Source organism: Microcoleus sp. PH2017_12_PCY_D_A (assembly GCF_020738565.1).
In the GTDB taxonomy this organism is placed as follows: domain Bacteria; phylum Cyanobacteriota; class Cyanobacteriia; order Cyanobacteriales; family Microcoleaceae; genus Microcoleus.
Genome location: NZ_JAEQCI010000077.1, coordinates 1 through 26,644, shown reverse-complemented (window position 1 = coordinate 26,644; position 26,644 = coordinate 1). Strand labels below are relative to the sequence as shown.

Annotated in this window: 27 protein-coding genes and 1 pseudogene; 16 read left to right on the top strand and 12 right to left on the bottom strand. The window is 44.9% G+C overall.

Annotation, left to right across the window (positions count from 1 at the left end):
- The 5 genes from JGK39_RS21895 to JGK39_RS21875 form a co-directional block, all read left to right on the top strand.
- Nucleotides 1-1,240: RNA-guided endonuclease TnpB family protein (locus tag JGK39_RS21895; protein WP_293322389.1), on the top strand; the 1,240-nt coding region annotated here is incomplete at its 5' end.
- A 67-nt stretch (nt 1,241-1,307) separates the two neighbouring features.
- A complete protein-coding gene (gene dusB / locus JGK39_RS21890) occupies nt 1,308-2,321 on the top strand; it encodes a tRNA dihydrouridine synthase DusB (RefSeq protein ID WP_293257520.1) in 1,014 nt (337 codons plus the stop codon).
- Nucleotides 2,322-2,450: 129 nt separating this feature from the next.
- Complete coding sequence (gene argF, locus JGK39_RS21885) at nt 2,451-3,371, top strand: ornithine carbamoyltransferase (protein ID WP_293257517.1); 921 nt, start codon at nt 2,451-2,453, stop codon at nt 3,369-3,371.
- A gap of 117 nt (nt 3,372-3,488) precedes the next feature.
- Nucleotides 3,489-4,808: an ATP-binding protein gene (locus tag JGK39_RS21880; protein ID WP_293257514.1), complete on the top strand. Its 1,320-nt coding sequence runs from the start codon at nt 3,489-3,491 to the stop codon at nt 4,806-4,808.
- Nucleotides 4,801-5,283, top strand: coding sequence for a type II toxin-antitoxin system VapC family toxin (locus tag JGK39_RS21875; RefSeq protein ID WP_293257511.1), 483 nt, complete (start codon nt 4,801-4,803; stop codon nt 5,281-5,283). The genes JGK39_RS21880 and JGK39_RS21875 overlap by 8 nt, the downstream gene beginning before the upstream one ends.
- A 78-nt stretch (nt 5,284-5,361) precedes the next feature.
- On the opposite strand, the gene JGK39_RS21870 is transcribed toward JGK39_RS21875, so the two are convergent.
- The 3 genes from JGK39_RS21870 to JGK39_RS21860 form a co-directional block, all read right to left on the bottom strand.
- Nucleotides 5,362-5,955 carry a Uma2 family endonuclease gene (locus tag JGK39_RS21870; RefSeq protein ID WP_293257508.1) on the bottom strand — a complete coding sequence of 198 codons (594 nt, stop codon included), beginning with the start codon at nt 5,953-5,955 and terminating at the stop codon, nt 5,362-5,364.
- 144 nt (nt 5,956-6,099) lie between these two features.
- Nucleotides 6,100-6,759, bottom strand: coding sequence for a response regulator transcription factor (locus JGK39_RS21865; RefSeq protein WP_293257505.1), 660 nt, complete (start codon nt 6,757-6,759; stop codon nt 6,100-6,102).
- Between the two features lie 117 nt (nt 6,760-6,876).
- Nucleotides 6,877-8,079: a sensor histidine kinase gene (locus JGK39_RS21860; protein ID WP_293257502.1), complete on the bottom strand. Its 1,203-nt coding sequence runs from the start codon at nt 8,077-8,079 to the stop codon at nt 6,877-6,879.
- A gap of 357 nt (nt 8,080-8,436) precedes the next feature.
- Between JGK39_RS21860 and JGK39_RS21855 the strand changes: the two genes are divergently transcribed.
- The 3 genes from JGK39_RS21855 to JGK39_RS21845 all read left to right on the top strand — a co-directional run bounded on the left by JGK39_RS21855 (nt 8,437) and on the right by JGK39_RS21845 (nt 11,025).
- Nucleotides 8,437-9,804 carry a calcium-binding protein gene (locus tag JGK39_RS21855; protein ID WP_293257499.1) on the top strand — a complete coding sequence of 456 codons (1,368 nt, stop codon included), beginning with the start codon at nt 8,437-8,439 and terminating at the stop codon, nt 9,802-9,804.
- Between the two features lie 373 nt (nt 9,805-10,177).
- Complete coding sequence (locus JGK39_RS21850; RefSeq protein ID WP_293257496.1) at nt 10,178-10,402, top strand: helix-turn-helix domain-containing protein; 225 nt, start codon at nt 10,178-10,180, stop codon at nt 10,400-10,402.
- A 203-nt stretch (nt 10,403-10,605) separates the two neighbouring features.
- Complete coding sequence (locus JGK39_RS21845) at nt 10,606-11,025, top strand: hypothetical protein (RefSeq protein ID WP_293257493.1); 420 nt, start codon at nt 10,606-10,608, stop codon at nt 11,023-11,025.
- Nucleotides 11,026-11,283: 258 nt separating this feature from the next.
- Here the strand turns inward: JGK39_RS21845 and JGK39_RS21840 are convergent, their stop codons facing one another.
- Complete coding sequence (locus JGK39_RS21840; RefSeq protein ID WP_293257490.1) at nt 11,284-11,976, bottom strand: hypothetical protein; 693 nt, start codon at nt 11,974-11,976, stop codon at nt 11,284-11,286.
- Between the two features lie 19 nt (nt 11,977-11,995).
- Nucleotides 11,996-12,427, bottom strand: a complete 432-nt coding sequence (locus JGK39_RS21835; protein WP_293257487.1) for a lysozyme inhibitor LprI family protein — start codon at nt 12,425-12,427, stop codon at nt 11,996-11,998.
- A gap of 349 nt (nt 12,428-12,776) precedes the next feature.
- On the opposite strand from JGK39_RS21835, the gene JGK39_RS21830 reads away from it, so the two are divergent.
- Nucleotides 12,777-14,462 (top strand): serine/threonine-protein kinase, encoded by a 1,686-nt coding sequence (locus JGK39_RS21830; RefSeq protein WP_293257485.1) that lies wholly within the window; start codon nt 12,777-12,779, stop codon nt 14,460-14,462.
- A gap of 231 nt (nt 14,463-14,693) precedes the next feature.
- Here the strand turns inward: JGK39_RS21830 and JGK39_RS21825 are convergent, their stop codons facing one another.
- From JGK39_RS21825 to JGK39_RS21805, 5 genes are all read right to left on the bottom strand, one after another.
- Complete coding sequence (locus tag JGK39_RS21825) at nt 14,694-14,831, bottom strand: hypothetical protein (RefSeq protein ID WP_293257483.1); 138 nt, start codon at nt 14,829-14,831, stop codon at nt 14,694-14,696.
- Nucleotides 14,832-15,039: 208 nt separating this feature from the next.
- The gene (locus JGK39_RS21820; RefSeq protein ID WP_293297372.1) at nt 15,040-16,635 is read right to left on the bottom strand and encodes a family 10 glycosylhydrolase; all 1,596 of its coding nucleotides are present in this window, start codon (nt 16,633-16,635) and stop codon (nt 15,040-15,042) included.
- Nucleotides 16,601-16,843, bottom strand: a complete 243-nt coding sequence (locus JGK39_RS21815) for a hypothetical protein (protein ID WP_293297370.1) — start codon at nt 16,841-16,843, stop codon at nt 16,601-16,603. Before JGK39_RS21815 ends, JGK39_RS21820 begins: the two co-directional genes overlap by 35 nt.
- 10 nt (nt 16,844-16,853) lie before the next feature.
- Nucleotides 16,854-17,138 carry a type II toxin-antitoxin system RelE/ParE family toxin gene (locus JGK39_RS21810; protein WP_293297367.1) on the bottom strand — a complete coding sequence of 95 codons (285 nt, stop codon included), beginning with the start codon at nt 17,136-17,138 and terminating at the stop codon, nt 16,854-16,856.
- Nucleotides 17,128-17,370: a CopG family transcriptional regulator gene (locus JGK39_RS21805; RefSeq protein WP_293297365.1), complete on the bottom strand. Its 243-nt coding sequence runs from the start codon at nt 17,368-17,370 to the stop codon at nt 17,128-17,130. The genes JGK39_RS21810 and JGK39_RS21805 overlap by 11 nt, the downstream gene beginning before the upstream one ends.
- A 142-nt stretch (nt 17,371-17,512) precedes the next feature.
- Between JGK39_RS21805 and JGK39_RS21800 the strand changes: the two genes are divergently transcribed.
- The 3 genes from JGK39_RS21800 to JGK39_RS21790 all read left to right on the top strand — a co-directional run bounded on the left by JGK39_RS21800 (nt 17,513) and on the right by JGK39_RS21790 (nt 21,519).
- Entirely contained in the window at nt 17,513-18,142 is a 630-nt protein-coding gene (locus JGK39_RS21800) for a hypothetical protein (RefSeq protein WP_293297363.1), read from the top strand.
- 40 nt (nt 18,143-18,182) lie between these two features.
- Nucleotides 18,183-19,754, top strand: coding sequence for an Eco57I restriction-modification methylase domain-containing protein (locus JGK39_RS21795; RefSeq protein ID WP_293297360.1), 1,572 nt, complete (start codon nt 18,183-18,185; stop codon nt 19,752-19,754).
- 391 nt (nt 19,755-20,145) lie between these two features.
- Nucleotides 20,146-21,519, top strand: a complete 1,374-nt coding sequence (locus tag JGK39_RS21790; protein ID WP_293297357.1) for an MFS transporter — start codon at nt 20,146-20,148, stop codon at nt 21,517-21,519.
- 219 nt (nt 21,520-21,738) lie between these two features.
- On the opposite strand, the gene JGK39_RS21785 is transcribed toward JGK39_RS21790, so the two are convergent.
- Together JGK39_RS21785 and JGK39_RS21780 are read right to left on the bottom strand one after the other, a co-directional pair.
- Nucleotides 21,739-23,097 (bottom strand): calcium-binding protein, encoded by a 1,359-nt coding sequence (locus JGK39_RS21785; protein ID WP_293297355.1) that lies wholly within the window; start codon nt 23,095-23,097, stop codon nt 21,739-21,741.
- A gap of 231 nt (nt 23,098-23,328) precedes the next feature.
- Entirely contained in the window at nt 23,329-24,699 is a 1,371-nt protein-coding gene (locus JGK39_RS21780) for an Mbeg1-like protein (RefSeq protein ID WP_293257465.1), read from the bottom strand.
- Nucleotides 24,700-24,835: 136 nt separating this feature from the next.
- Here JGK39_RS21780 and JGK39_RS21775 point away from each other — a divergent pair, with 136 nt between their 5' ends.
- The 4 genes and pseudogenes from JGK39_RS21775 to JGK39_RS21760 all read left to right on the top strand — a co-directional run.
- Entirely contained in the window at nt 24,836-25,045 is a 210-nt protein-coding gene (locus JGK39_RS21775; RefSeq protein WP_293257523.1) for a hypothetical protein, read from the top strand.
- Complete coding sequence (locus tag JGK39_RS21770) at nt 25,045-25,560, top strand: GNAT family N-acetyltransferase (RefSeq protein ID WP_293257462.1); 516 nt, start codon at nt 25,045-25,047, stop codon at nt 25,558-25,560. The genes JGK39_RS21775 and JGK39_RS21770 overlap by 1 nt, the downstream gene beginning before the upstream one ends.
- A gap of 194 nt (nt 25,561-25,754) precedes the next feature.
- Nucleotides 25,755-26,501, top strand: coding sequence for a HEAT repeat domain-containing protein (locus JGK39_RS21765; RefSeq protein ID WP_293257459.1), 747 nt, complete (start codon nt 25,755-25,757; stop codon nt 26,499-26,501).
- 55 nt (nt 26,502-26,556) lie between these two features.
- A pseudogene (locus JGK39_RS21760) lies at nt 26,557-26,644 on the top strand (transposase); the annotation flags it as partial.

The following is a 26,644-nucleotide window of genomic DNA, read 5'->3' as shown; positions in this document are numbered from 1 at the left end:
CTTTGGCTGCACCCGCTGGTGGTGGAATTATGCTCTAAATAAGTCAATTGAGACTTACAAAGAAACTGGCAAAAGCCTTGGTCAGTCAGCACTTAATGCTTTACTACCTCAGCTCAAAAAAGCAACAGAAACACTCTGGCTGTCCGAATGTTACAGTCAAGTTTTGCAGGCAACGACGCTTAACCTAACCACTGCCTATAAGAATTTCTTTGCAGGTCGTGCTAGGTTTCCGCGTTACAAGTCAAAACATCGCAAGCAATCGCTCCAATACCCTCAAAATGTCAAAGTCCTAGAAGGGATTGTTCAGTTTCCGGGCAAAGTGGGCAAGATTAAGGCTAAATTGCACAGAAATATAGAAGGAACAATCAAGACTGTAACAATAAGCAGAGAGCCTTCTGGCAAATACTTTGCATCAATACTAACAGAATCAGAGGGTGAGAATCCAGCGGTTTCAACCGAGGGTAAAGTAATTGGGATTGACCTAGGGCTGACTCATTTTGCTATTGTCAGCAATGGTTCCAAAATATCTAAGTATGACAATCCCCGACATTTAGCTAAGCACGAAAAAAACCTGAAACGCAAGCAGCAAAAGCTAGCTAAAAAACAAAAAGCAAGCAATTCAAGAATCAAAGCCAAAAAAACAGTAGCTAAAGTGTACGAACGGGTGGCAAACTCCCGTCAAGATTTTCTACATAAGTTGTCAAGAAAACTCGTCAATGAAAACCAAGTTGTCGTAGTAGAAAATCTTAATGTCAAAGGCATGGTACGCAACCAGAATTTAGCTAAAGCAATATCTGATGTTAGTTGGGGAACTTTTACTAATTTTCTCGGTTATAAGCTAGAAAAGAAAGGTGGTAAGTTGGTTGAAATTGACCGTTGGTTCCCCAGTTCTAAACTCTGTTCTAATTGTTATTGCCAAATTGATAAATTACCGCTAAATATGAGACACGGATGGAACAGCCGTTTCTGCTGTAGGAGGGGAAGTAAGACCAAGGCTCGGACGCAAGTCCGTTCTGAGGCATTCGCCTGTGAGTACAGAAGCCCACACTATAATCGCTTCGATTTAGCGTGGGTAGTTCACCTGTCATATGTCGGTCTCAATACCCATGATTGCAAAGCGATGCGGCAGCAGAGGGAACTAATCTCAAGCCCCTGCGATTGCTTCACTTCGTTTAGGAATGACAATAGCGCAAGTTGTTTGCTGAAACGGAGATCGCTCAATCATTGGCTGAAAATATAATGAACAACTCTCGATTAGCTGAAGTGTAGTAGAATATACAGATATTATAATTAAAGTGCGATCGACTATGCTTACTCTATCTCCAGAATTAAAAGAAAGATTAGCAACTCCGCTTAAAATCGGCGACTTTGAAGTCAAAAGTCGCGTCCTGCAATCGCCCTTATCCGGCGTTACCGATTTGGTATTTCGCCGCCTGGTGCGCCGCTACGCGCCGGATTCAATGATGTATACCGAAATGGTGAATGCTACGGGTTTGCACTACGTGAAGCAACTGCCGCGAATTATGGAAATCGATCCAAACGAGCGCCCGATTAGCATTCAATTGTTTGACTGCCGGCCGAATTTCTTGGCAGAAGCGGCGCAGAAAGCTGTGGCAGAAGGAGCGGATACTGTTGATATTAATATGGGCTGTCCGGTTAACAAAATTACTAAAAACGGCGGCGGTTCTTCGCTGCTGCGAGATCCGGAAACAGCAGAGGCAATTGTGCGGGCGGTTGTGGATGCTGTAGATGTTCCTGTGACAGTGAAAACTCGCATCGGTTGGACTGACAAAGAAATTAATATTGTGGAATTTGCTCGGAGGATGGAAGATGCGGGAGCAAAAATGATTACCGTGCACGGCCGCACGCGATCGCAAGGTTACACTGGCCCGGCAAAATGGGAATGGATTCGCCGCGTTAAGGAAGTTTTGTCGATTCCAGTCATTGGTAACGGAGACATTTTTTCCGTGGAAGCAGCGGTGCGCTGTCTCGAAGAAACTGGCGCCGACGGAGTGATGTGTTCGCGGGGAACTTTGGGCTATCCATTCTTGGTGGGAGAAGTCGATCATTTCTTGAAAACAGGTGTGGAAAAGATACCTCCGACACCAATTGAACTGCTTGAATGTGCTAAAGAACATCTGCGGGCTTTGTGGGAATACAAAGGTGAAAGCGGTGTCTCTCAAGCGCGCAAGCACTTAACCTGGTATGCTAAGGGTTTCCCCGGTGCTGCGGAATTGCGGGGGGTGTTGGCTGTGGTAGAAACGGTGGAGCAAGGTTGCGAATCGATCGATCGCGCGATCGAGCAATTGCCTGCAGTTTAAAATCCTGGGAGAGGGGCTCGGCAAAAGTAAGGTTCGTAGTGAGGACTTTAGTCCTCTAATTTAGAGGACTAAAGTCCTCACTACGAACCGTTTTTATTGACAGTTGAAAATTTGTGTGTAGGGGAAAGCATGGATTCACTAAAAGGACGAGATTTATTAAGTTTGGCCGATTTAAGCATTGACGAATTAAATTATTTGCTGGATCTAGCAGCCAGTTTAAAATCGGGAATGGTCAAGCTGAAACGCAATAAAGTTCTCGGCTTGTTATTTTCCAAAGCTTCAACGCGAACGCGGGTGAGTTTTACAGTGGCAATGTACAAATTGGGAGGGCAAGTAATCGACCTCAATCCCAATGTAACACAAGTCAGCCGCGGCGAACCATTGGTCGATACAGCTAGGGTTTTAGACCGATATTTAGACATTTTGGCGATTCGGACTTTCGAGCAAAAAGATTTAGTAACTTTTGCCAATTATGCCAAAATTCCTGTGATTAATGCCCTGACCGATGACGAACATCCATGTCAAGTGCTGGCGGATTTAATGACAGTAAAAGAGTATTTTGGCAAGCTGGAAGGAGTGACGCTGGCTTATTTTGGAGACGGCAACAACATGGCGAATTCGCTGATGTTGGGCTGTGCAATGATGGGGATGAATGTCAGAATTGCTTGTCCTGAAGATTTCCGGCCAAATCCTGAGATAGTGGCAAAAGCTCAGGCGATTGCTAATGGCAAAACAGAAGTTACTGTGACTGCTGATGCGGAAGCTGCGGCTAAGAATGCTCAAGTAATTTACACTGATGTTTGGGCGAGTATGGGACAGGAAGAGGAGGCTAAACTCAGAATTCCTTTGTTTGAACCTTATCAGGTAAATGAACGACTGCTGGAGTTTGCCGATCGCAATGCCATTGTACTGCACTGTTTGCCGGCACACCGGGATGAAGAGATTACCGATGCGGTGATTGAAGGTTCGCGATCGCGCGTTTGGGATCAAGCGGAAAATCGGATGCACGCTCAGCAAGCTTTGCTGGCAGGCATTCTCGAAAGCGATTAGGTTTGTAGTGAGGACTTTAGTCCTTAAAATATCTCGGTAGTCCGACAGTCCGCCAGGGGTTAAAACCCCTGGCTCAAAGCTTAAGTCGGTTAAAACCGACTGCGATTATATAACTCTATGCTGACAGAATTTACTCTCGCAAACTTCAAGAGTTACAAAACAAGCCGATTACCACTTGGAGCCCTGACTGTGCTCATCGGAGCCAACGGCGCAGGCAAAAGTAATGTAATTGAAGGTTTACGCTTTCTGTCATGGTTGGCGCAAGGTCAAAAACTCACTAATATTCAGTATGCTGTCAATAATGCCGATCGCATTATACGCGGTCGGGTAGATGATTTGTGCTATCTTGGACAGTCTAGTTTTACTATCGGTTGTCGCTTGGATGCAACTGAGTGGAACCAACTTGATATATCCCTCAACGTGCGTGAAGGAGAACTGCATATTAGTAGTGAGCGTATAGTTGGTTCGACAACTCAAACACCTCAAATACCTAAAATACCTCTATATGACCTAAATAAACCATCTGAAGGAATAGGGACGGATGTTGATGTTTCCTATAACAACTTTACCAAAGGAAAAAATAAGCCACGAGTAATTTGCAGCGATCAAATGGCGATATTTGCCCAATTAGACACACCTGCTCGTTTTGATGCAAAGTACCAGAAATCGCAAACAATTATTCCTCAAACTGTCCGCGAATATCAAAGAGTCTTGCAAAATATCCTATTTCTCGATCCAGTTCCCGCAAAAATGCGCGAGTACAGTTTCAAATCGGATAAACGCTTACAGGAAGATGGAACTAATCTTTCCAGCGTTTTGTTTCGGCTATGGAACAACCAAGACAATCAACAAACAATTTTAAATTTTATTCAGAGTTTACCAGAGCAAGCTATAGAAGGACTAGATTTCATTTTTGGCCCGCGAGATGAAGTGATGGTGCGGCTGGTAGAAACCTTCGGTAATAAACCGCGCAATTGCGAGGCTGCTTTGTTATCTGATGGCACTTTGCGGGTGCTAGCAATTACAGCAGCCATGCTATCAGCAACTGAAGGTAGTTTAGTAGTCATCGAAGAAATAGATAATGGCGTTCATCCCAACCGCGCCAAACATCTACTCACCAGCATCCGAGATATTGCTGAGCGCCGTCATTTGCGGGTGCTGCTTTCTACTCACAATCCCGCTCTCATGGATGCCTTACCTGATGCGGCCCTCGGTGATGTAGTGTTTTGTTACCGAGATCCGCAACAAGGGGATAGTCGCCTTGTGCGACTCGGAGATATGTATGAGTTTCCCAGCCTGATATCGCAAGACTCCCTCGGTCAATTAGTAACTGCTGGAGTAGTCGATCGATTTGTCAAGTCGCCGCACACGCCTGATGAGAGAAAACAGCAAGCAATGGCATGGCTGTCTCGTTTGCAGGAGTACGGGAATGAGTAGTATTTGCCTAATCGATACTAGCGTTTTCCTCAACTTTCTTAATGTTCCCAACTGCAATCAGGATAGGGCATTAGTCCTCGAAGATTATAAGATTTATGCTGAATCTGGTTGTACTTTTTTGTTACCGATGGCAACTATAATAGAAACAGGCAACCACATTGCCCAGAATGGCGACGGTACAATGCGAAGGAAAACAGCCATAGGTTTTGTTGCAGAAGTTAAAGCTGCATTTAAGGGTCAAGCCCCTTGGTCACTTACTCAATTCCCCAATACAGCAGAGATACTACTGTGGATTGACAATTTTCCCGATCTAGCTGGCAGAAACAAAGCCCCTGATAAGTATGAAGGAACTAGCTTCGGCGATCTCAGTATTATTGAAGAATTTAATAAGTCGTGCCAGCGCTTCCCCATGAGTGAAGTGTTTATTTGGTCACTGGACAGTGATTTAAGTCGCTATCACCAAAACGCAAAATAATTATCAGTTAGCACGAGGTTTAAACGCGGGGTTTTTAACTTAAATCGTTTTTAAGCGACTGAGATTTTTGCACGAGTTTTATAGCGGTTTCATTGATATAATGGGCGGCAGCATTTCCCCAATTGCGATATTAAAAGCGGGAAATTGCAGCGGTGAAATGCTGGCAGCTTCCTCAAGAATGACTTCGCTTTGATAGCCATCATCAGCAGGTTCTCGAAAAACGTGCAGTTGTCTGTCATTCACATTTAATACCCAATAATCCACAATTCCCGATCGCGCGTAGATGCTGGCCTTAATTTCGCGATCGTAAGCTAAGCTGCTGTCTGCGACTTCGATAATTAGATATACTTCTGAGGGAGTCGGATGGTGAGTGGCGTAGTCAAAGGGATCTATAATGACTACAGCGATATCGGGTTCGGGTTCGGAATTGTCCTCGAGGGCGATCGGATCTTGCATTCGTACCCATGCCAGATTGTTAAACAAGTCTTGAAACAATCTATCCGTGCGCCCTAAAGCCGAAGTATGGGCAGTTCCTTTTGCACTCATTCTGATAATATTTCCTGAAATTAATTCGACTCGTTCCTCTGGGTGAAAAAATCCCATCTCTCCCAGCTTGTGATATTCTTTAACTGTCCATTTGCGTAGCGTGAAAGGGGCTTCTGTTATTAGCATAGCTTCACCAAAAATATCGCAATTCGATCCAGGATAATTTTATTGTAGCTTAAGTAAAGTATGCAGCGGTAATCCGAGCTCAATTGTGCAGCCTCTCTCTGCGCCCTCTGCGGCCTCTGCGGTTAATAAAAAAATTAGAGTGATTCAGATATCGATCGCAGAATTAGCATAAATTGCCAACTGCGATCGATTTCGCAAATTCAACCGATTCAATAAATGAGTGACATGAGTCTTCACTGTTCCCTCAGAAATAAACAACTCCTGAGCAATATCTCGGTTAGTTAAACCTTTACCAATTAACTGCAATACCTCTTGTTCGCGCGGAGTTAATTGTGCCAGTGCGGGGAGTTTCGATGGTTGAGTCGCAGTTGCTGGAGTCCCAGGTACCGCACAGAATCCTGTCAATAGCTTATCCATTAAACCAGGAGCCAGTTGAGTATAACCCGATTGCACCAAACGAATCGCCTGCGCTAACTCTTCCGATGGCATATCTTTCAACAAATAGCCCTTAGCCCCGGCTCGCATCGCATCAACAATGTATCCATCGTCATCAAAGGTAGTTAACACCAAGACACTCGTGTTGGGAAAAGACTGACATATCAGGCGAGTCGCTTCTCTACCATCCATCACGGGCATTTTTAAATCCATTAATACAACATCGGGTTGGAGAGCTTCAACTTGCTCTAAAGCAGCTTTACCGTTATGGGCAACTCCAATCACTTCTAAATCTGATTCTAGATTTAACATAGCCTTGAGTCCTTGGCAGATAAGCTGCTGATCGTCAACTAGCAAGAGACGAATCATGGGTACGTTCCTAAATCTACGATCCCATGATAGTTCTTAATTGCACAGATAAAGAAAAAACGCCAAAACGGGTTACGTGAGTTTTACATTTTGTTACACGAAGTGGTGTATTTGTGTCTACCTACTTAACGGCAGGCTAACGTCAATTCTGCACCCCGCTGCGGGTGATGTTTCCAGGTGAAACTCTCCGTTGAGAGAAGCAATTCGCTCTTGCATTCCTCGCAATCCAAATCCGGCAGTACCGCTTTCCAACTGGAATCCCCGCCCGTTATCTTCAACAGTCAAAAGCACTCGATCGCGCGTGGTTTGCAATTGCAGGCGAACCTCGGTAGCTTCGGCGTATTTGCAAATATTAGTCAACGATTCTTGCAAAATCCGATAGAGCGTTTTGACAACTTGAGGCGGTAATACAACTTCCACACAAATGCTGCTGCTAACAGTGACACCCGTACTCTGGCGGAAGTCTTCTAACAGCGAGGCAATTCCCTGTTCTAAGGTTTCTTCTGGTTCTGCGTCTGCTCTCAGCGCATTGACCGATTGTCGAACTTCTTTCATCGCCACCTTACCGAGTCGCTGGGCTTGTTCCAAAAACGGTTGTGCCTGTATGGGGTCGTGCTGCCAGAGTTTCACGGCGGTTTGCAGTTGAATGTTGAGCGAAGTCAAGGCGTGACCCAGGGAATCGTGAATTTCTCTAGCAATGCGATTGCGTTCCTGAACTGCTGCTAAATCTTCAATTTGCAGGGCATATTCCCGTAGCTGCGCGTGGGCTTGCGATAGTTGTTCCTGAGTTCTGCGTTCTGCTAGCAAGGTACTGACCAACTGCGACACAAAAAATAGACCCAACCCAAACATCAACAATTCTGCCGTCTGGTGCATCCAAATTTGTTGTTGCTCGACATTAGGCAACATCATGGGTATCATCCTCTGAAGGTACTGAAACTGATGAATCATATACACTGCCAGGGAAAGACCTGCCACGATCCACCTACCGGGCGCTTCAAATAAAAAACAACTGCGAATCAACACGATTAAATACAGCGTCGGTAGGATGTGCAGGTATCCCAAGGTAGTTCCGTAGAAGATCAGACTCATTTCGATCGCCGTATAGAGATAGCGCACCGGAGTTTTGCCGGCCGGCAACATCCATCCCATCAAGGCCAGGGCGATCAGGATGGCAACGTGCTGTACGGGAATACTTTGGCGATCCCAGGCTTCGATCGCAGCCATCACCCCGCAACTGCCTAACATGATCCATTCGGTGTACAGCAGAAAGCGAAATGGTTGGGGTTGGGTTTTTAGTAGGGATGCGATCGCGGTCATGACCTGGCCTCCAGTAGATTTGGCTCTCCAATATTCCCAAAAAATACTGCAAGTCAGAGTAAATGTCGATAAAACTCGGCAATTTTCTAACTTTCGTTGATGCTACCCCTCCGAACCAAGACTAAAGTTATAGCCGATCGGGATAGGAAGTGCGGACATCGCACTCGGCCGCGATGGGCGATCGCAACTTTTTGCAGATGGGGGGCGATCGAGAATACTCATTTCGTTGATGTCAGAATCGAGACGTTTTTCAGATGTTTTGCACGGGGTTGATTTCCTAAGATTGTGACATAGCAAACCAAAGCAAACAGTTTTGATTTCGCTGAATACTTCACTTAATAATTAGGAGCAACGAACATGGCATTAGTTAATGGAACCAACGGCAACGACAATCTGAACGGTACTTCTGCTAGCGATACCCTGCGGGGATTTGGCGGAAACGATACTCTGTTTGGCGGTTTTTTTGGGGACGATCTTCTTGATGGTGGAGACGGAACATTCGATACAGCGACCTATTTGGGATTTGGCAATAACATAAATGCTTCCTTAGAAACAAACAAAGCAACTTTTTTTGGAGGTAGCGGGACTTTCATCGGCATTGAAAACTTAATTGGCGGTAACAATCAAGATGTCTTAACTGGCAACTCTGGTGACAATCTGATCGATGGTGGCCCTAGCGGTGACGACATCTCGGGCCGGGCGGGGAACGATCGCCTACTTGGTGGAGCCGGCTTCGATACTTTAAGGGGAGAATTAGGAAATGATACCCTTCGAGGTGGTGACGATACGGATTTGCTAGAAGGTGGCGATGGGTTTGATTTCCTAGCTGGCGACAAAGGCAACGATACGATGATCGGTGGCAACGGAGACGACGCATTTGAATGGGTGGATGGCGACGGCAGCGATTTGATTCAAGGTGATGGCGGTAGCGATAACTTGTTATTCAACGGTTCGATCGCCCAAGGGGATAATATTACCCTCAGCTCATCAGGTTCAAACATTATATTGCAGCGCAGCAATCTCGTCCCCATAACCTTAACAACCACAGGCATCGAAAGTTTTAATGCAATTAATGGTTTGGGTGGCGATGATGTGTTGAATATCCGCAATCTAGGCGTGGCAAGTGGTGTTCGAGCGATCCAATTCACGGGGGGAGATGGCAACGATCGCATGGATACGGATAATGTATCGGCAAACATCGATGCTACTGGTGGTAACGGAAATGATTTTCTCGCAAGCAGTAACGGGAACGACACCCTGTTGGGCAATGCAGGAAATGACTTTCTTTTCGGGCGTGACGGGGACGATCGAATTCAAGGTGCCGAAATCGGAGGAGGCAAGGGTGAGAGCGATTTACTCGTCGGTGGCGCGGGTCGAGATACTTTTGTGCTGGGACAGTTGGGGCAAACCAGTTATGACGATCGCGACGGCTTGTTAGACAATTTTGTAGACTTTTTCAATGGCAACATTGGCATTGATGGCCTGAGCGATTTTGGCCGCATCCTCGACTTCAAAGTCGGTGAGGATGTCATTCAACTGGGTGGGTCGCGCAGTGACTACGAGCTCAGATCCGTCCCCGGTTCCCTGCAATCCGGGAGTGCAGGCATTCAAGATATGGGAATTTTCAAGAAAGGACCTTTACAGCCCATGGAGTTGATCGGGATCGTTCAAGATGCACCCTCTGGTCTAAATATCAACGATGCAAACCAATTCAGAGTCAGCTAGTTTTCAGGCGATCGCACTGCTTGAAGAGTGAATGAAATACGGTGTTGCGCGGTACAAAAAACGCGCAACACCGTTTCGCGATCGGCCCCGTTGAATTTACAGCAGTTTTCAGGTTTGTGAAGTACGCCTAGAAACCCGGTTGATGCAAAATGTCATATCGCGTTCGATCGGTTCCCAGCAATAAAAACAGATTGTCCGTCTAGACAATTCGGGTTTCCTGCTTTGTCATACATCTAGTATACCAACCATTAGTAATACTATTAATGATTATACTCATGACAGTTTCATATCCATTAGTATGCTTTACATTAGAGATACTAATGGTTAGACTACTATAAGTAAGGTAAAGTATTAATTGAGCAGTTATTAGTTAATGGTTGTGAAAATCAGGCTTAAAGATGTCAGGACATCAAGATCGATCTCTCAAAACGAGTTAGCTAGAATACTGGAGATGTCGCTGGCTAACATCCAAAAAATCGAGAGAAACAAGGCAAAATCTATTCCCTTGGACACTTTAGATCGGCTGTGCGAGGTTTTAAATTGCGAAGTCGGTGATTTGCTAGTTCGAGTCAGCGATGGAGAGTTAGAAGTATCGTGAGTGAAAACCAGCAACCAGAACAAGTTACCTCTAGCCATTCGGTTACTGAACGCTGGCGATGTACAGCAATGGAAAAGAAATATAGTTGGAAGTTATTACGGATTGAGCGCAATCAAAATAATTCCGTTCTCAAATGGGATTGCATTTTTAAGGGCAAAACTGAATTCCCTGATTACATGGAAGAAACCGAGGAGGATTGAGTGATGGGTAGAAAATATCTAATTTTTCGTGCCGAAGAGACTGAAGAGGAGGGGGCAGATAATCGGTTGTTAGCCCACACAGGGGCTTACACTGATATCCTTGCAGAGTATTTTGATTCATCCAACGAACCTATCCCCGCACCGGGATACAGATTGCTGGAGTTTCACAGCGCTGACGGTTCCGGTTCTAGCACTCACTATCGTACTGGAGATTGGGAAGTTGTGAGGGTACAAGAATATCCAACAGCAATTCCTACTAACGAGTTTGAGGCGATTGTCGTCTGCTATTGCAAATATACCCCCGTCCAAACTCCGCTAATACCGATGCCAAAAGCTCAAGTTTCGATCGACTCTTTTGGCGATGAATCTGTTTATCAAGAATTCCTCAAGAGCGATGCGGTTAAAGATTACACTCCTGTCTAATTACAGGCAACCTAAATATCAACGATACAACGCAATTTACCATCATTTAGTTTCCTGAAATTACACTACTTTAAGTGTGAATAAAATACGGTGTTGCGCGGTACAAAAAACACGCAACACCGTTTGTCGATCGCCCCCTGCGATGAGGAGGTAAGATGCGATCGCCCTCCAATTGGCGATCGTGCAACCTAGTCTTCGTTTAGAGGTAAACCGATTTGAGGCTTGCAGTCTGTAAACGTTAATGACCTTTAGTTAAAATTAGTTAGCACTTTTAATCGGAGACTCTTTAGCCATCGAAATAGCTAAATTAATCAATGCTGATTTCTGGCTTTGGATTACAGCACTCCGGTCGTAATCGAATCCACCTTTTATACTTGCTCGATAATTCAAACCATCTTGTTTCCAAAGAACGTGTAAAGAAGGTGGAGTTGAAGCCCCTCCCCCATTCTGAACAATGAAAACACCCTGAATTCCTGGTTTTAAAGTAATAGGTGTTCTTTCTAGCACTGCCATATCTAAGCTATTTAATAGTCTTTGCTCTGATTCTGTCCGAGTTTGATAATCGCGTTGTCTAATTGCCCTAACTCTTGGCAGATATGTCTTAGAAAAGATATGCTTGGAACGCAGACTATTAGCATATTCAGAATTTTTTGCTACTGCAATAACTCCAAAGTAACAGGATCTGGTCATGCAGTTTGGTTGTGAATTCAGAAATACTGCAAACTCTCCGGGGATGGTTGTAATGACTTCCGGGTAAAGTTTAGTGTTGCTGATATTAACACTTGAAGGCAGGCGCATTACCCATCCTCTCGGAATCTGATTCTTAACCTCCCGGATTATGGGTGTAAATAGAGATGCAGGTGCAGCATTTACAGTTTGGGGTTTTGTGAGATAGCCAGTTCCCAACACGGTACAACTGAGCAGAATTCCTAAAATCGATTGCTTTTTCATAAACTATCCTTTTTATTCCTTATCTTTTTTTTAAATAATTCTCTAATTCAGCGGTACGTTGTTTGGTCTTGCGTTCCAAGCATTCATTGAGAAAACCTTGATAACCCGTACCACCGCGATTGTCATAAACTTCTAATTCGCAAGTTTTGTCCCGCGACTTAATCCATTTTATCTGTTTTTCATAAAGTACAGAGCGCTCTTTACGACTTAATTTAGCAACCAGTTGTTGATAAACCTGATTGAGTCGTCTATCCGCTGCTTCATACCTTAACCTTGCACACTCTTTGTACTCTACGTTACTTTGAGGATTGCTGCAATTACGCTGTCGCTGAGCTATGTGGTTTGGTATCGCCGCACTGTCTTGTTGTAGCTCTGCAAAGACTGCGCCAGAGTTAGCACCAACAACAGCCAAACTTACTATTAAACTAAAAATCGCTCGCCCTTGGCTCATTTTGCCTCTCTGTTACAATTCAAATCCCAGACACAAATTATTTGCCATAATTTTGTCATATTATAAATAACCTTCCATATACTCAATTTCAGGAAGTTTCCTTTTTTTTAATCTTTTTGCCTGATTGTGCTTCAGTTATGGTGAAGTTTGTAGAAAGGAAAGCGAGCCAAATCTTCGCTGTTTCTGAAGCTGGGTGCAAAGAGGTTCGGGCGATCGCAAAATCTGATTCTCCATCAAGTAAGCTGAGTATCACGATCGGGTTCCCGGAACATCGTTGAGTCGCGTCGGAATATTTTAATTAGCTTGACTTTAGAGCTGTATGTCGTAAAACAATATTTGACACCCAACTATGCTATTAAATAATCGGTATCAAGTTTTAAAATCTATTGGTTCTGGTGGGTTTGGGGAAACCTTCATCGCAGAAGATACCCAAATGCCATCAGGACGGCGGTGTGTAGTTAAAAAACTACACCCAGTTTCTCACCATCCGCAACTTTATCCATTAATTAAAGAGCGTTTTCAACGAGAAGCAGCTATTTTGGAAGATTTGGGTAGCCACAGCGATCGGATTCCGACACTCTATGCTTATTTTGAAGAAAACAATGACTTTTATCTGGTTCAAGAACTCATAGATGGCATGACTCTCACAGATACAATCCAATCACGATCCAGTTTCAGCGAGAGTTATGTCAGAGACTTTCTAGTTAATTTTTTACCAATTTTAGATTACGTTCATCAAAAACACATTATTCATCGGGATATTAAACCAGACAATATAATTATTAGACAATCCGACCAAAAGCCTGTGTTGATAGATTTTGGTGCAGTCAAAGAAGCCATAGCTACTACCATTACTTCTTCGGGAAGTCCGCAGATTTCAATTGCGATCGGCACTCGTGGGTTTATGTCTTCTGAACAAGCCGCCGGACGACCAGTTTATAGTAGTGACTTATTCGCTACTGGATTAACTGCTATTTATTTACTAACAGGGAAACAGCCACAGGATATAGAAACTAATAACTATACAGGCGAATTTCTTTGGAAGCAATATGCTCCCCAAGTTAGTCCTACCCTCGCTATTATTTTAGATAAAGTAACTTCTGCTCATAGTTGCGATCGATATACTACAGCACGCGAAATGCTGCAAGCATTGCAATCTCAAACATCTCAGGTTCATCAAATTATCCGTCCTACCATCGCAGATATTCCTGAGAATATTCAACAACCAACAGTTATTTCCGTAGCTCCATCGAAACTTGGGAATATTCAACAAACTTTGTTGCTTGGTAGTTTCATTGCAACGGCTATTATTGCAGGATTTTGGATAACCAAACAACCAGAACAATCAGCGAGTTCTAATCCAACATCGACTCCAGTTGCACCAACTCCATCAATAGCTTCGCCGACACAGCCTTCTAAGTCTGCTTCACAACTACAAGAATCTCCTACTCCCAAAACTCCAGTTACTCCTAAATCACCAAATGTTATACCTTCAGCACAACCATCGCCAATTCCTCGATCTCCGATAGTTACACCTCAACCACAACCATCGCCAATTCCTCCATCTCCGATAGTTACATTTCAACCACAACCATCGCCAATTCCTCCATCTCCGATAGTTACATTTCAACCACAACCATCGCCAATTCCTCCATCTCCTATAGTTACATTTCAACCACAGCCATCACCAAATTATCCACCGACACCAACTCCACAACCATTACCAGTTTATCCAACAACACCAAAACTAATTTTACCTAAACTAACTCCTATGCCATCTTCTCAAATTTCGGTTAAGTTGCTTGATAAACCAGAACTATATCTTGCTTCAACAACTTTAGTTTATTCTGATGGAGATAGATTGAAAGCAGATTTTAGAGTTTACTGTCCAACCTCTATGATTCGTCCTACTAACTATATTTTGACCGACAAACAAGGTGCTGTCAAAAAAGCAGGAGCGTGGTGGGAACCTTCATTTACGCCAAAATATAATGCGGAGTATCAATTTGTTAAAGAAGTTTGCAACAAAAACTAATACAATCCTGGACTCACCAACTCTATCTAGGGCTTGCTGAAGAATGAGCTAAAAGGTTACAGAGCCTGTCTTAGACGACGATCGCGCGAGCGATAGATTTGTGCAAGCAAAACAGCTAAAATAGTGTCGAATTTACTAAAACTGGCCTAACGGCAGCATTCTCAACAAACAAACGAGAAACCTGGTTTCTGAGGATAAATTTTGGTTTGATGCTGGCATCTCCGACTAAAGTTATAGCCGATCGGGATAGGAAACGCGAACATCGCACTCGACAGTGATGCGCGATCGAGACTTTTTGAAGGTAGAGGAGCGATCGAGAATACTCATTTCGTTGATGTCAGAATCGAGACTTTTTTCAGATGTTTTCAACCGAGTTAATTTCCTAGGATTGTGACATAGCAAACCAAAGCAAATAGTTTTGATTTTGCTGAATACTTCACTTAATATCTAGGAGCGACGAACATGGCAGTAAGAGCTTAAGTCGGTTAAAACCGACTGCAATTATGAGACTTAAATTAGTAAGGTGCGGGCTGCACACCCTACAAACTCTGGGGGTATTTTCGGCTAAGCTGACACGCTACAAACTAGCGAAATTTACTTTTGTGACTTCACCTGCGACAACATTAACTGTTTGTTGAATTTGACTCCCGTCAACTTTCAACTGATAAGTTCCCGGAGTAAGCTCGATCGCCCCAAACCATCCTTTACCATCCGCCCGCAGTTGGCGCACCTTGCCACCAGCATTAATTGCCTGCAATGTCAAGTTCGCGCCGTCGCAGGTTCGATCGCACTGTTGCAAATTTCCGGCGATCGCCCCAGCAGTCGGCCGCGACTTCCAAGGCATATCAGGAATCCCCGCCGGAGTCGCCCACACAGGCTGAGTTTGAATAGTTCTGCCCGTCGCGCCGTCAACGTATTGACTGGGCTGCGACAGCGCGTTGTAAAACAAATCGTTGCTTTGGGGAACGTATTTCCAAGGCTGGCGGGGCAAATCTCCGCTGCTGCCGCCCGATCGCAGTTCGACGTTCGCGTACACGTTGCTGCTAGCGTAGGAATACAAAACCGTACCCGCTACGCGATTCCCTTGCGCTGAAGGCGCTTCGGCGCGGCGGATTTGGGCGAGGGTGTCTTCGATGTAGTTGAGATAGTTGCCAGGGCCGATCGCAATTTGGCGGTTGTACTGGTGGTCTTTAGCGTACTCGATCCAGTGGTTGTAACCCATCTTCTGCTGCGGCTTGTACTCGCGCTGGTAAGTCATCGGCATCGCCATGTCAAGAATACCTTCTTCGAGCCAAGCGCGCCAATCCTGCAATACTTCTCTGTACGGTTGCGTTTTATACCAGCCTGTTTCGTCAGCCGGGCCGTCTCCCCAGGCGATCGTCGCTGCCGTAATTTTAACCCGCGGTTTAATCGCCATGGCTTCTACATAAAGCTTCCGCACTAAATTTGTCACCTGGTCGCGCCGCCACTGCATCCACAGGGGATCGCTGGCTGCCGGTTTGCCCGATCGACCGTTTTGTTGGTTGAAACGGGCGATCGAAGTAGGATTGTAGCCCCAATTCGGCCCGCCGTAGCGCACGTAATCTAGCTGTACGCCGTCCACATCGTAGCGCTTCAGCAAGTCCAAATAGACGGAAACAGTATAATCTAGCGCGTCTGGATTGCCGGGATCGAGGAAACCTTTAGCTTCGCCACTCGAAATCAGCATCGCCCAATTGTCCTTTCCTGGCGCATTGGGCCCGTGTTCTTGCCAAACGTGATTGGCGGGAAGTTTGCCGCCGGAAACTACTGGTAGCGTCACCATCCAGGCGTGTATTTCTATACCTGCGGCGTGGGCTTTGTCGATCAAATCTTGGAGGGGATCGAAACCTGCTGGAACATTCGGATCGGTGGTGCGGGGTTCGATCGCACTCGTGTAAAAAGCATCGCCGCGGCGGCGGACTTGGGCGACGATCGCGTTCGCATTAGCCCTCTGTGCGTCTGCAATCAACTTTGTGACTTCTTGAGGCGTTTTGAAACCTGGGTTGAATGCGTCTACCCAGAAGCCGCGAAATTCGCTGGTTTGGGGGAGTCGGGGAGTAAGTGCGATCGCCCGTGAAGGGAACAAGTTTGATAACCAACCGGGAGTCAGCAGAAAACTAATTGTTAAGCCGATCGCGAACAGGCTTGACAAAAAGAATGTTTTGTGTTTTCGCATGAGGAATGTGTGAGAGAGCGTTTAACTGTTTTTTACGGACTTGGAGTGCGATCGTCCGCTTGACATTTTGGCACATTAGTATATTTAGCGGCCAGATGAGTAGATAAATAGACTTAAAAAACAGAAATCCCAGAAACTCAGCGTCTCTTTCAAAACCGCTTTTCAGGGTTTGATGTTTATTCATGCCCACTTAATTAATTGTCTGGATACTTTCTGGAAGCGTGAAGAACGCGCAAAACTTCTACGGTTTCTTGTTTCACCCGATAGATCGCAAGATAAGATGTATTAGATATCACAAGTTCTCTAGTGCCTTCCACGCGACCAACTCTGCCTATCAAAGGAAATTCTGCCAGTTGACCTACGCTACCCTGAATCCTCAAAATTAATTGCCTTGCTGCCTCTGGATCGTCGTCTTTGACAATATATGCGTGAGCCTGTTCTAGATTTCGCAAAGCATTCCGCAGCCACTTAATTTCCATTGGTCAACTTGGCAAAAACGGCTTGCACTTCATCATGGCTGGCAAAGTCTCCAGCTTCTGCCTCGTCCAGACCTGTATGAATCTCGTCGAGCAGCCATTGATAGGTTTCCAGATAGGAAGCGATCGCCTCATTCAAAATATATGTTAAATCGCGATCGGTGACATTCGCGATCGCCCTCAGCGCCTCTTTTTTTTCGCTATCAAGTAGAAATGTAAAATTTTCTTGACTCATGGCTCCCCTTTGCTGTGATTGGAAGACAGTAAACTGCTAATATGATAGCGTATTAGTGCCTATTTGGGCGAAAAAAGACAGAATGGGCGAAACTTTGCTATCATTTAGCTATGATAAGTAAAACAACAGATAGCGTATTGATATGACTGCGATCGAACAACCAGTAATTAAAAATTATTATGACTTATTTGACCTCGTGCGTACCCGACCAAAATTGTATCTGGGCAATAACGGTCTAACCCTGACCGCACTTATGGCTTTTGTAATAGGCTATAAGTCTGCTTGTTTTTATAATGGAATTAAAATTGATGAAGGAACACCTCCATATTGGCACTTTGTTAACTGGATACCGCATCGACTTTTTGGAGAATCAAACACCCTGCCTTGGGATATCATGGAAGACCAGTTCGGTCAATCTGTCGCTTTTTCAACTTTCTTTGAGATCCTTGACGAATTCCGCAGCCTCCAACCGTGTCTGCTTGCTAGCATACAGCCAAGTAGCAAACATCAACTAACTGGTAAAGTTTTAATTCATCAAGGCAATCCTGAAGATGGTTGGCCCAGATATGTACCGTCAAATATTACAATTGTTGGTTATCCAAATCTCCCTGTTTGCTTTATCAGTTATGAATATGCCGATCTCCGACCTTATGAGACGGTCTATTCATCATTAAAAACAGCGCTGGAATTTGTCAATATAGATATCAATATTGAAATAAGTGAATGGAAATTTACAGAAATGGGTAACGATCGCATTATAATGGAGAGTTAAAATTAATGTCAGCTCTCAAACAAGCGCTATATTCGATGTTATGCTATCTGATTGGCAAAGACTAAACATTCAAAATAAAAGCAACTCAACTGCCAGCAATTTACTCGATAGAGTAGATTTATTGCGTTTAGAAGCAACCCAAAAATTGCAGCAAAGCCAGAGGGGAGAAAAAGGACAATTTTTAACCCCTTCCTCCGTAGCAACTTTGATGGCTGGAATGTTTGAATTTAACTGCCCAGATATATCCCTCTTAGATGCCGGTGCAGGTATTGGTTCCCTGTTAGCAGCCGTTGTTTGCGAACTTTGCCAGCGCCCAAACAAGCCGCGCAGCCTGCACGTTACCGCTTATGAAATAGACATTATTTTGATTGATTACCTCAAACAAACCTTAGAATTGTGCAGGAGTGAATGTCAGCGTTTGGGGATATATTTTACCAGTGAAATTCGTCAAATGGATTTCATACAAGACAGCGCCGATATGTTGCAGCCCAGTCTATTTACACAGCAAGTAAAACAGGAATTTACAAATGCAATTATCAATCCTCCCTATGCCAAGATAGACGCTAAATCCCAAGCCCGAACCTGGCTGCGTTCTATAGGAGTAGAAACCAGCAATCTCTACGCCGGCTTCACAGTTGCAGCAGCTAAACTGCTCAAACCAAACGGTGAATTAGTCTCGATTACTCCCCGCAGCTTTTGCAACGGTTTATACTTTCGAGATTTCCGCCAAGTCTTCCTGCAAATGATGGCTTTACGCCAAATACACATCTTTGAATCGCGACAGGAAATATTTCGCGATGATGGGGTGCTGCAAGAAACTATTATTGTGCGCGCTAGGAAACAAATAGAAAAGCCAGATACTTTACTTATAACTTCCAGCCACATTGCTGATGATGAGCTAATTTTGTCTCATGAGTTACGATATACTGATCTAGTTAACCCCAAAGATTCCGAGCAATTTATTCGGATTTTACCGGATGCTGTCAGCCAGCAAGTAGTCGAGGAAATGGCTCAATTTACTTGCACTCTACAGGAATTAGGCTTAACAGTTTCTACCGGGAAAGTTGTAGATTTTCGCGTTAGCTCTGACTTGCGTCTGGAACCAGACAACGGTACTGTTCCGCTGATTTATCCAGCACATTTCTCGGCTGGTTATGTTGAATATCCCACAGTAACTAGGAAACATCAAGCTTTAGCTGTTACAGAAAGAACGGCTGCACTGCTCATACCTAACGAACATTATGTTTTGACCAAGCGCTTCTCATCCAAGGAAGAGAAAAAGCGAATCGTTGCAGTTGTCTGGAATGCCAACAAAATTAATAGTTCTAGCGTTGGTTTTGAGAACCATTTAAATTATTTTAACCAACAGGGACGCGGATTAGACCTCACCCTCGCGCGCGGATTGACAGTTTATCTGAATTCGAGCTTGGTAGATGCGTTTTTCCGGCTGTTTAACGGAAACACTCAAGTTAATGCTACTGATTTGCGTAATTTGAAGTATCCTAATTTAAAGCAATTACTTTTACTGGGCGCCCAAATAACAGAAATATTTCCTACACAGCGGGAGATTGATGAACTTGTGGAGAGACAACTGCTGAACGCGACAAAATAGAAGAAAGTGCTTTGGATCTGTTGCAAACTTACGGCAGTTCTGACTGGGACAAGAATGTTCGCGCTTACCTCGCATCCGTCGCAACACTACGGAAAACATCTTTTGCAGACTTATTCAAAAGATGAAAATATTTCTGAGTCACAATGATGCTAAAATAAACGATTTATATGGCTGTCGCTAGCATCAGAATCACACATACAGTCCTGGACGAATCAAGACAAAAGAAACCGGGTTTTTTACCAAATTTGCTGGCTGCAACGAAATATTTTCCTAAAAAACCCGGTTTCTGGCTACCCGTGCGTCCAAAACTAATATACTGTGATGCAAGTGGTTGCAGTGACCGGAAATTGTCGATCGCACTCAGTAAACCAAATCAGTAGTTAGCCCAAATATGTCTGCAATGGAAAAAAAACCGATCGATGGATTGTGGGTATCAGTATTATACTTCGCTCAGGGTCTCCCTTACACCGTCGTTAATTTAATGTCGGTGATTTTTTTGAAAGGGATGGGAACCAGTAACGAACTGATCGGATTGACAAGTTTGTTGTCTTTTCCCTGGGTATTAAAAGGTTTGTGGGGGCCCGTCGTTGATATGTATTCCACTAAACGCAAGTGGATTTTAACAACGGAAATCATTTGTGCTTTTCTGTTTGCTTTCCTAGCTTTTGGTGTGTTGACGCCCCTGGCTATTATTATATCGCTGGTTGTCTTTACAGCGATCGCCTTTGTTTCAGCTACTCACGACATCGCCATTGACGGATTTTATTTAAACACTCTCAATAAAGACAAACAAGCACTATTTGTTGGTGTTCGCAACACGGCTTATAGAGGTGCCGTGATTGTCGGTAGCGGTGTCTTGGTTTTCTTGGCAGGTAAACTAGCAGAACAGCATTTAATCCCGGTAAATGCAGGCGATACTAAAACATATCAGGAGATTCCGCTATCACTTTTCGGTTCGTCTTATAATGTGTCTCCGATTAACTACGGATGGGCGACAGCCTTTGGCATTTGCGCGCTGATTTTTGTGCTGATTTATCTGTTTCAGCGGTGGTATCTTCCCTATCCTAGAAATTATGCTGCGGAAACAGGCGCACCCCAACAAACAACCAGCTTTGTCGAGGCATTTAGAACCTATTTTCAGCAAGATAAAATTGGTTGGATTGTGGCTTATGTCTTGATTTTTCGATTGGGCGATGCCCTGACTTTTAAAATGGCTCCTCCATTTTTAATGGATAAAGTTGAGAAAGGAGGATTGGCGGTTTCTACGTCGGAAATGGGCTTGTTATCGGGTACTTTAGGAGTAATGTTTCTGTTAATCGGAGGGTTGCTGGGCGGTTATTTGATTGCAACACAAGGATTGAAAAAATGGATGTGGCCGACGGCAATTATGCAAAATTCAACTAATGTACTGTATTGGATGTTGGCAATCAATCAACCGGGGATTGAATGGGCCTATGCTGTAAATTCGATCGAGCAATTTACTTACGGACTGGGCGTAGCTGCCTATACAGTGTTCTTAATGCGGACTGTTCGCCCTGAATACGAAGCATCTCACTATGCAATTACCACGGCTTTTATGGCGGCAGGAGTGTTGATTCCTGGTGTTTTTAGCGGCTATTTACAGACTGGATTGGGCTATCAAAATTATTTCTTGTTCAGTTCACTGGCTGTGATTCCCGGTATGCTGACTATTTTCTTTTTGCCGCTAGAAGATGAGAAAAAATTAGCATCTATGCCCCGGCCTGGATTGGACGATCCTGATTAATTAAATTGTATCTGTTGACGTTCCTAGTTGACTCCACAAAATAGAGGACACAACATTGTTGTGGGGAGCATCTCAGTTTTGCATCTATAGTGCTGTCCCCGCTCACGTGCGTGTAAAACACGCGACCGGGAACAGCACTCAAAGAGAAAATGCTTTTTACAAAAATGAGATGCTCCCATTGTTGTGTCCCTACCGAATATCTGTATTGTCAGCCGCCAACTAAATCGAAATAAAATCCCGGGCTGTAAGCGGACTGTTTAGTATGCCGAAGAAACTGGCAAGAACTTCACCACTGCTGGCAATTTCGATGGTTGTTGAAATATCGGCTTGAGTAACTCTCAGTTGGTTGAAGCTCAAACCTCTGGTCAAACCAATTAAATCTTGACCCTGTTGAAAGTCTAGAAGTGTATCTGTACCGGCGCCTGCTCCTAATACAAATACGTCGCGTCCAGCGCCACTAATTAACAGATCCGCACCCACTCCGCCAACGAGGGTATCGTCCCCGTCTCCCCCGCTCAAATTGTCATCTCCTTTGCCGCCGAATAGCTGGTCATTTCCTGAGCCGCCACTGATAATATCGTTGCCGCGGTTGCCGGTGAGAGTATCGTTTCCCCCATTACCAGTGATAATATCCTCCCCTGCCAAACCTGATGCTGTATTGTTGGCGTCGTCGCCTACTAAATTATTAATTTTGGAGAGGTCGAGAGCAGTTTGCATTGCCACAATGTTGCCGATAAAAGAGGTTCCCGGAGTGGTTCTCAATTGCTCTAAACTGCTGCGGGAAGCCAGCGCTTTTCCTAAGGGTGGCAGGGCAAAGTCTAAGCCTGCTAACAGCTCTAAATAATCTGAATCTGTGAAAGTGAAATCCGGGCGGTTCAACTGGTCTACAGATATCTCTGTCTTCGTCAAACCGGGAGGAGGAGTTGTCAATAAGCCTGCTTGCGTGTGCTTATCTAAGACAAGTAGAGGGTTAATAATCGGGTTGGTAAATGTTTCAAGAACTACTTTTCCTGGGATAAAAGCTTCTCCTCCCAAACTAACAAAATCGCCACTAACTATATAGTGAGTTACATTTTTGCCTGCACCCGCTTTCTGCTTAAATGTATTGACTATATTTTGAGCAATTCCGGGAGAATTGAAGGTGACAATATCTCCGATCGCAGATGTGAACTCTGTGGCGGCTAGCTGGGTTATGGCGCCGCCCAGGCTGTGTCCGAGAAGGTCTGGTTGCAAGCGGCGGGGGTTTTTTGTTGTATCTTGACCGATTTGTGTCAGCCATGTTCCTAGGGCTTGTTTGTTGGCTTCAAATTGGTTGAAGCCGACGCTTCGCTTGTCTGCGTTGGCAAGGTCGTCTACGAGGGAGTCGGTGCCGCGAAATACTAGAACTGGCGGTTTGTCTGGGGTGGTGGAGATTAAGCCGATCGCGTGAAATCCAGTTAGGGGATCGTCAAAGGTGCGATCGATTCGGTAGCCGGCAGCCGTCAAACCAGCTTGAACTACAGTTTGTAACTGGGGGTTGTTATCTATGTAAACTAATTGCTTGGCTATAGTTTCGTAAGCAGCGGGGGAGGAGGGCATATTCTTTTTATTTCCTGTCGTTTGATTGGGATTGGCTTTTTAAGCTAGTCAACTCATTTTACAGTAAATTACGTTGATAAACAATATTCATTTCTATTATTGCGCGTTCCTAAAATCACCCAATAGTCGGCTTGTGGCAGCGGATTTCGCAAGAGCCAAAAACACACGAAAAAAGATTTGCGCGCAAGAACTTGCAGTTTTTGCGCCACCCAAACTACAATTTTTTATCCATTAAATCTGCACAAAATCCGGTCGCGTGAGGTCCTTAGCCGACACGCCTCTGACGGTAGCAATAATTTCTCCAGTAATCGGGATAGTAATTACAGCTCCGTCAAGACTTGGGGTGACAATAATTTGAGGGAAAGTTAGACCCCGCGATAGGCCGATTAAATCTTCACCCTTTTGAAAATCGACGATCGTATCTGCTCCGCCACCGGATTCTAATACAAAGCGATCGCGCCCTGCACCACCAATTAAGAAATCGTTGCCAAACTCGCCGGAAATTAAGTCGTTTCCGTCGCCGCCTTCCAAAAAATCGTTGTTTCTGCCGCCGTACAAGAAGTCGTCGCCACTGTCGCCGCTGATGCTGTCATTACCTCGATTGCCTCTGAGAGTGTCGTTACCTGCATTGCCGATAATTGTATCCTCTCCAGGGCCGCCGCTAGCAGCATTGTTGCGAGCGTCGCCTAATAAGTAATTCGGTTGCAGAGGAGCTAAACCGAATTGCATTTGTCTGATTAAGTCCACAAACGAAAATTCTGGGGCTGTTCTCAAACTTTCTGCACCGGCTCGGTTTCTGATAGCCACTGACACATTGGCTAGGGGAAAATTTAGCGCAGCGATAAACTCGTTAAAATCTGAGTCGTTGTTACTGTAAGCAAATTCGGGACTGTTTAAGTTTTCGAGGGAAAATTGCCTCTGTAAAAAATCGGGGGGCGGGGTAGTTAACAAATTTTCGGTTCGATGTTTGGCTAAAACACTTAAGGGATTAATACTCGGGTCTGTAAAACTTTGGAGAAATACTTTTCCCTGGATAAATGCTTCGCCAAACAAGCTGACAATATCTCCGCTGACAATGTAGTGACTGACATTTTTGTTGCCGGCCCTGCTGAGATTTTTCCGAAAATTGCTGGCGATACTCGCTGAAACTCCGGGAGAGTTGAAAGTCAAGATATCGCGGGTCAGAGATGTGTATTCGCTGGCTACGATTTGAGCGATCGCTCCGCCCCAACTGTGCCCGACGACATCGGGCAATAATTTGTTGGGGTTTTTGGCAGTATCTTGACCGATTTCTGTGAGCCAGTTTTTGATACTATCTTTGTTTTTTTCAAATTCGGGTAAGCCTATGTCGCGGGAGGCAGAAAACATAGCGTCGCCATCGATGAAGTCTGTACCTCGAAATACGAGGACTGGCGGTTTGGTGGGGTCGGAGGAACCGAAGCCGATCGCGTAAAATCCGGTTTCTTTGTCGTCCAATATGCGATCGATATAGTAGCCGTTATTGTCCAGGAAGCGCGAGACTTGATTTTGCGCGTTGGGCTTTTGATTCAAAAAAACAATTGACTTAGCCAGAGCTTCATAAACAGCAGGCGAGGCACTCATAATATTTTATTTGGTGTTTGTTGGTATTTGCGATCGCTAGAAGTGTTGAGCTAATTTTCCACTGCCAGCCATTATAACTGACAAGATTTGTATGGTACACTTGATAATATCTACTCAAGAATCATTTTTTGCGGTTATGACTATCATTCGTCAATACATTGCTCCATTTATAGCGATATTAGTATTTTTCGTGGCTCTGGTAGCAGTCAGCGCTCGCATCTTTTTGCCCGCTGACATGGCTGCCCCGGCACCGATTGAGGAACCGATCCCCCAAAAGCAAGCGGTAGGAGTGAATCCTATTTTCTTGGGGCTCAATTATTCCTCTCTCCCTGTCCAAATTCGCTGATGTCGGCTCAGTTGATACCGGGCTACGGGCTGCGATCGGGTTCTGGACTCGATCGCCCAAAACTGCTAAAGTTCCTGCACCATACTTACCGAGAGCTTTACCCCGATCGCGACTTGGGACATTTGGCTCAAACTGTCGAGCAGTATTTTTCTAATCAGACGCCGCTTTGGTGGGTTGAGTGCCTGAAAAACAGCCCCTTGGAGGCAGAAAGTTTGCCGGGGCTGCCCTCGCAGTCTGCCAATCCCAAATCGGTTGTCGGATGTTTGTGGTTGGGAAATGCGATCGACCAAACCACTGGAGAGCGCCACGGTCACATTTTTCTGCTTTACATAGCACCGGAACACCGCCGTCAAGGACTCGGTGCAGCTTTAGTTATTCAAGCAGAAAATTGGGCGCGTTCCAGGGGCGATCGGCAAATTGGTTTGCAAGTTTTTTTGAGCAATCAGCCGGCGATGAATCTCTATCAAAAATTAGGCTATGAGAGTCATTCTGTCTGGATGATCAAATATCTTTGAAAAACCAGAGGTATTTGTTTGCAGTCGGGACATTAGTTCTGATTCATCTAAATTATGAGGACTGAAGTCCTCACTACAAACTTAGGTAACAGCAGAGGTATTTGTTTGTAGTAAGGTGCGCAGTGCGCACCCTACAATTATTGACTGTTGGCTGAGTTGCACTCGGAGCATCCTCTGTGCGGTAAAGTTTTTTTATGAACAATAACGACTACTCCAACGCCCTCGATCTTGATACGGAACTGGAAAGCCCTTTGGATCGTTTTGATGAATCCGACCCCCCGCTACCAGATCCAGAGGAAATGCTGCCTTTGCTGGAATCGCCGGAACCTCAGCACCGGATGATGGCGGCGCGGGCTTTTTGCGAATTGCAGGACGATCGCGCGATTTCGCATTTAATTAATTTGTTGAGAGACGGTTGCCCCTTGGTGCGGGTAAGTGCCGCCTATGCGTTGGGGCGAAATCCGAGTTCCGATGCTGTGGAACCGCTGATCGAGCAACTCAACCGCGATTGGAACGGTTACGTTCGCAAAGGGGTAGTTTGGGCCCTGGGAAATTGCAGAGATCACCGCGCTTTGCCATCTTTAATTGATGCTCTGAGAACTGATATTTCGGCGGTGCGTTTGTGGGCGGCGAGTTCCCTCGGTCAAATGGCAAAAGTTGGTTACTATGTCGTGATTGCCGGGATTCCGCCGTTGATTGAAGCGCTGCGGAGAGACTCTGTATCTGCGGTGCGAAGTAATTCCGCTTGGGCGATCGGGCAACTGGCGCGCGAACTCCCGAATAATATAGTGTACGCTGGGGCGATCGACGCTTTAATTGAAGCATTAGAAGAAGATGAAGATATGGGCGTGCGGGAAGATGCTAAATCTTCCCTCTTGCGAGTCGGCGACCCGCGCGGTTTGCAGATAATTGAAGACTTAGAAATGGAAGGACTGTTATGATTAAGATCCCACAATTAAACACCCTTTACCAATTCCCAATTACCCGTTACCAATTATGAACTTCATCAATCCCAAGACAGATTTTGGCTTCAAAAAAATCTTTGCCTCCCCCCAGCACAAAGAAGTTTTGATTAGCTTCCTCA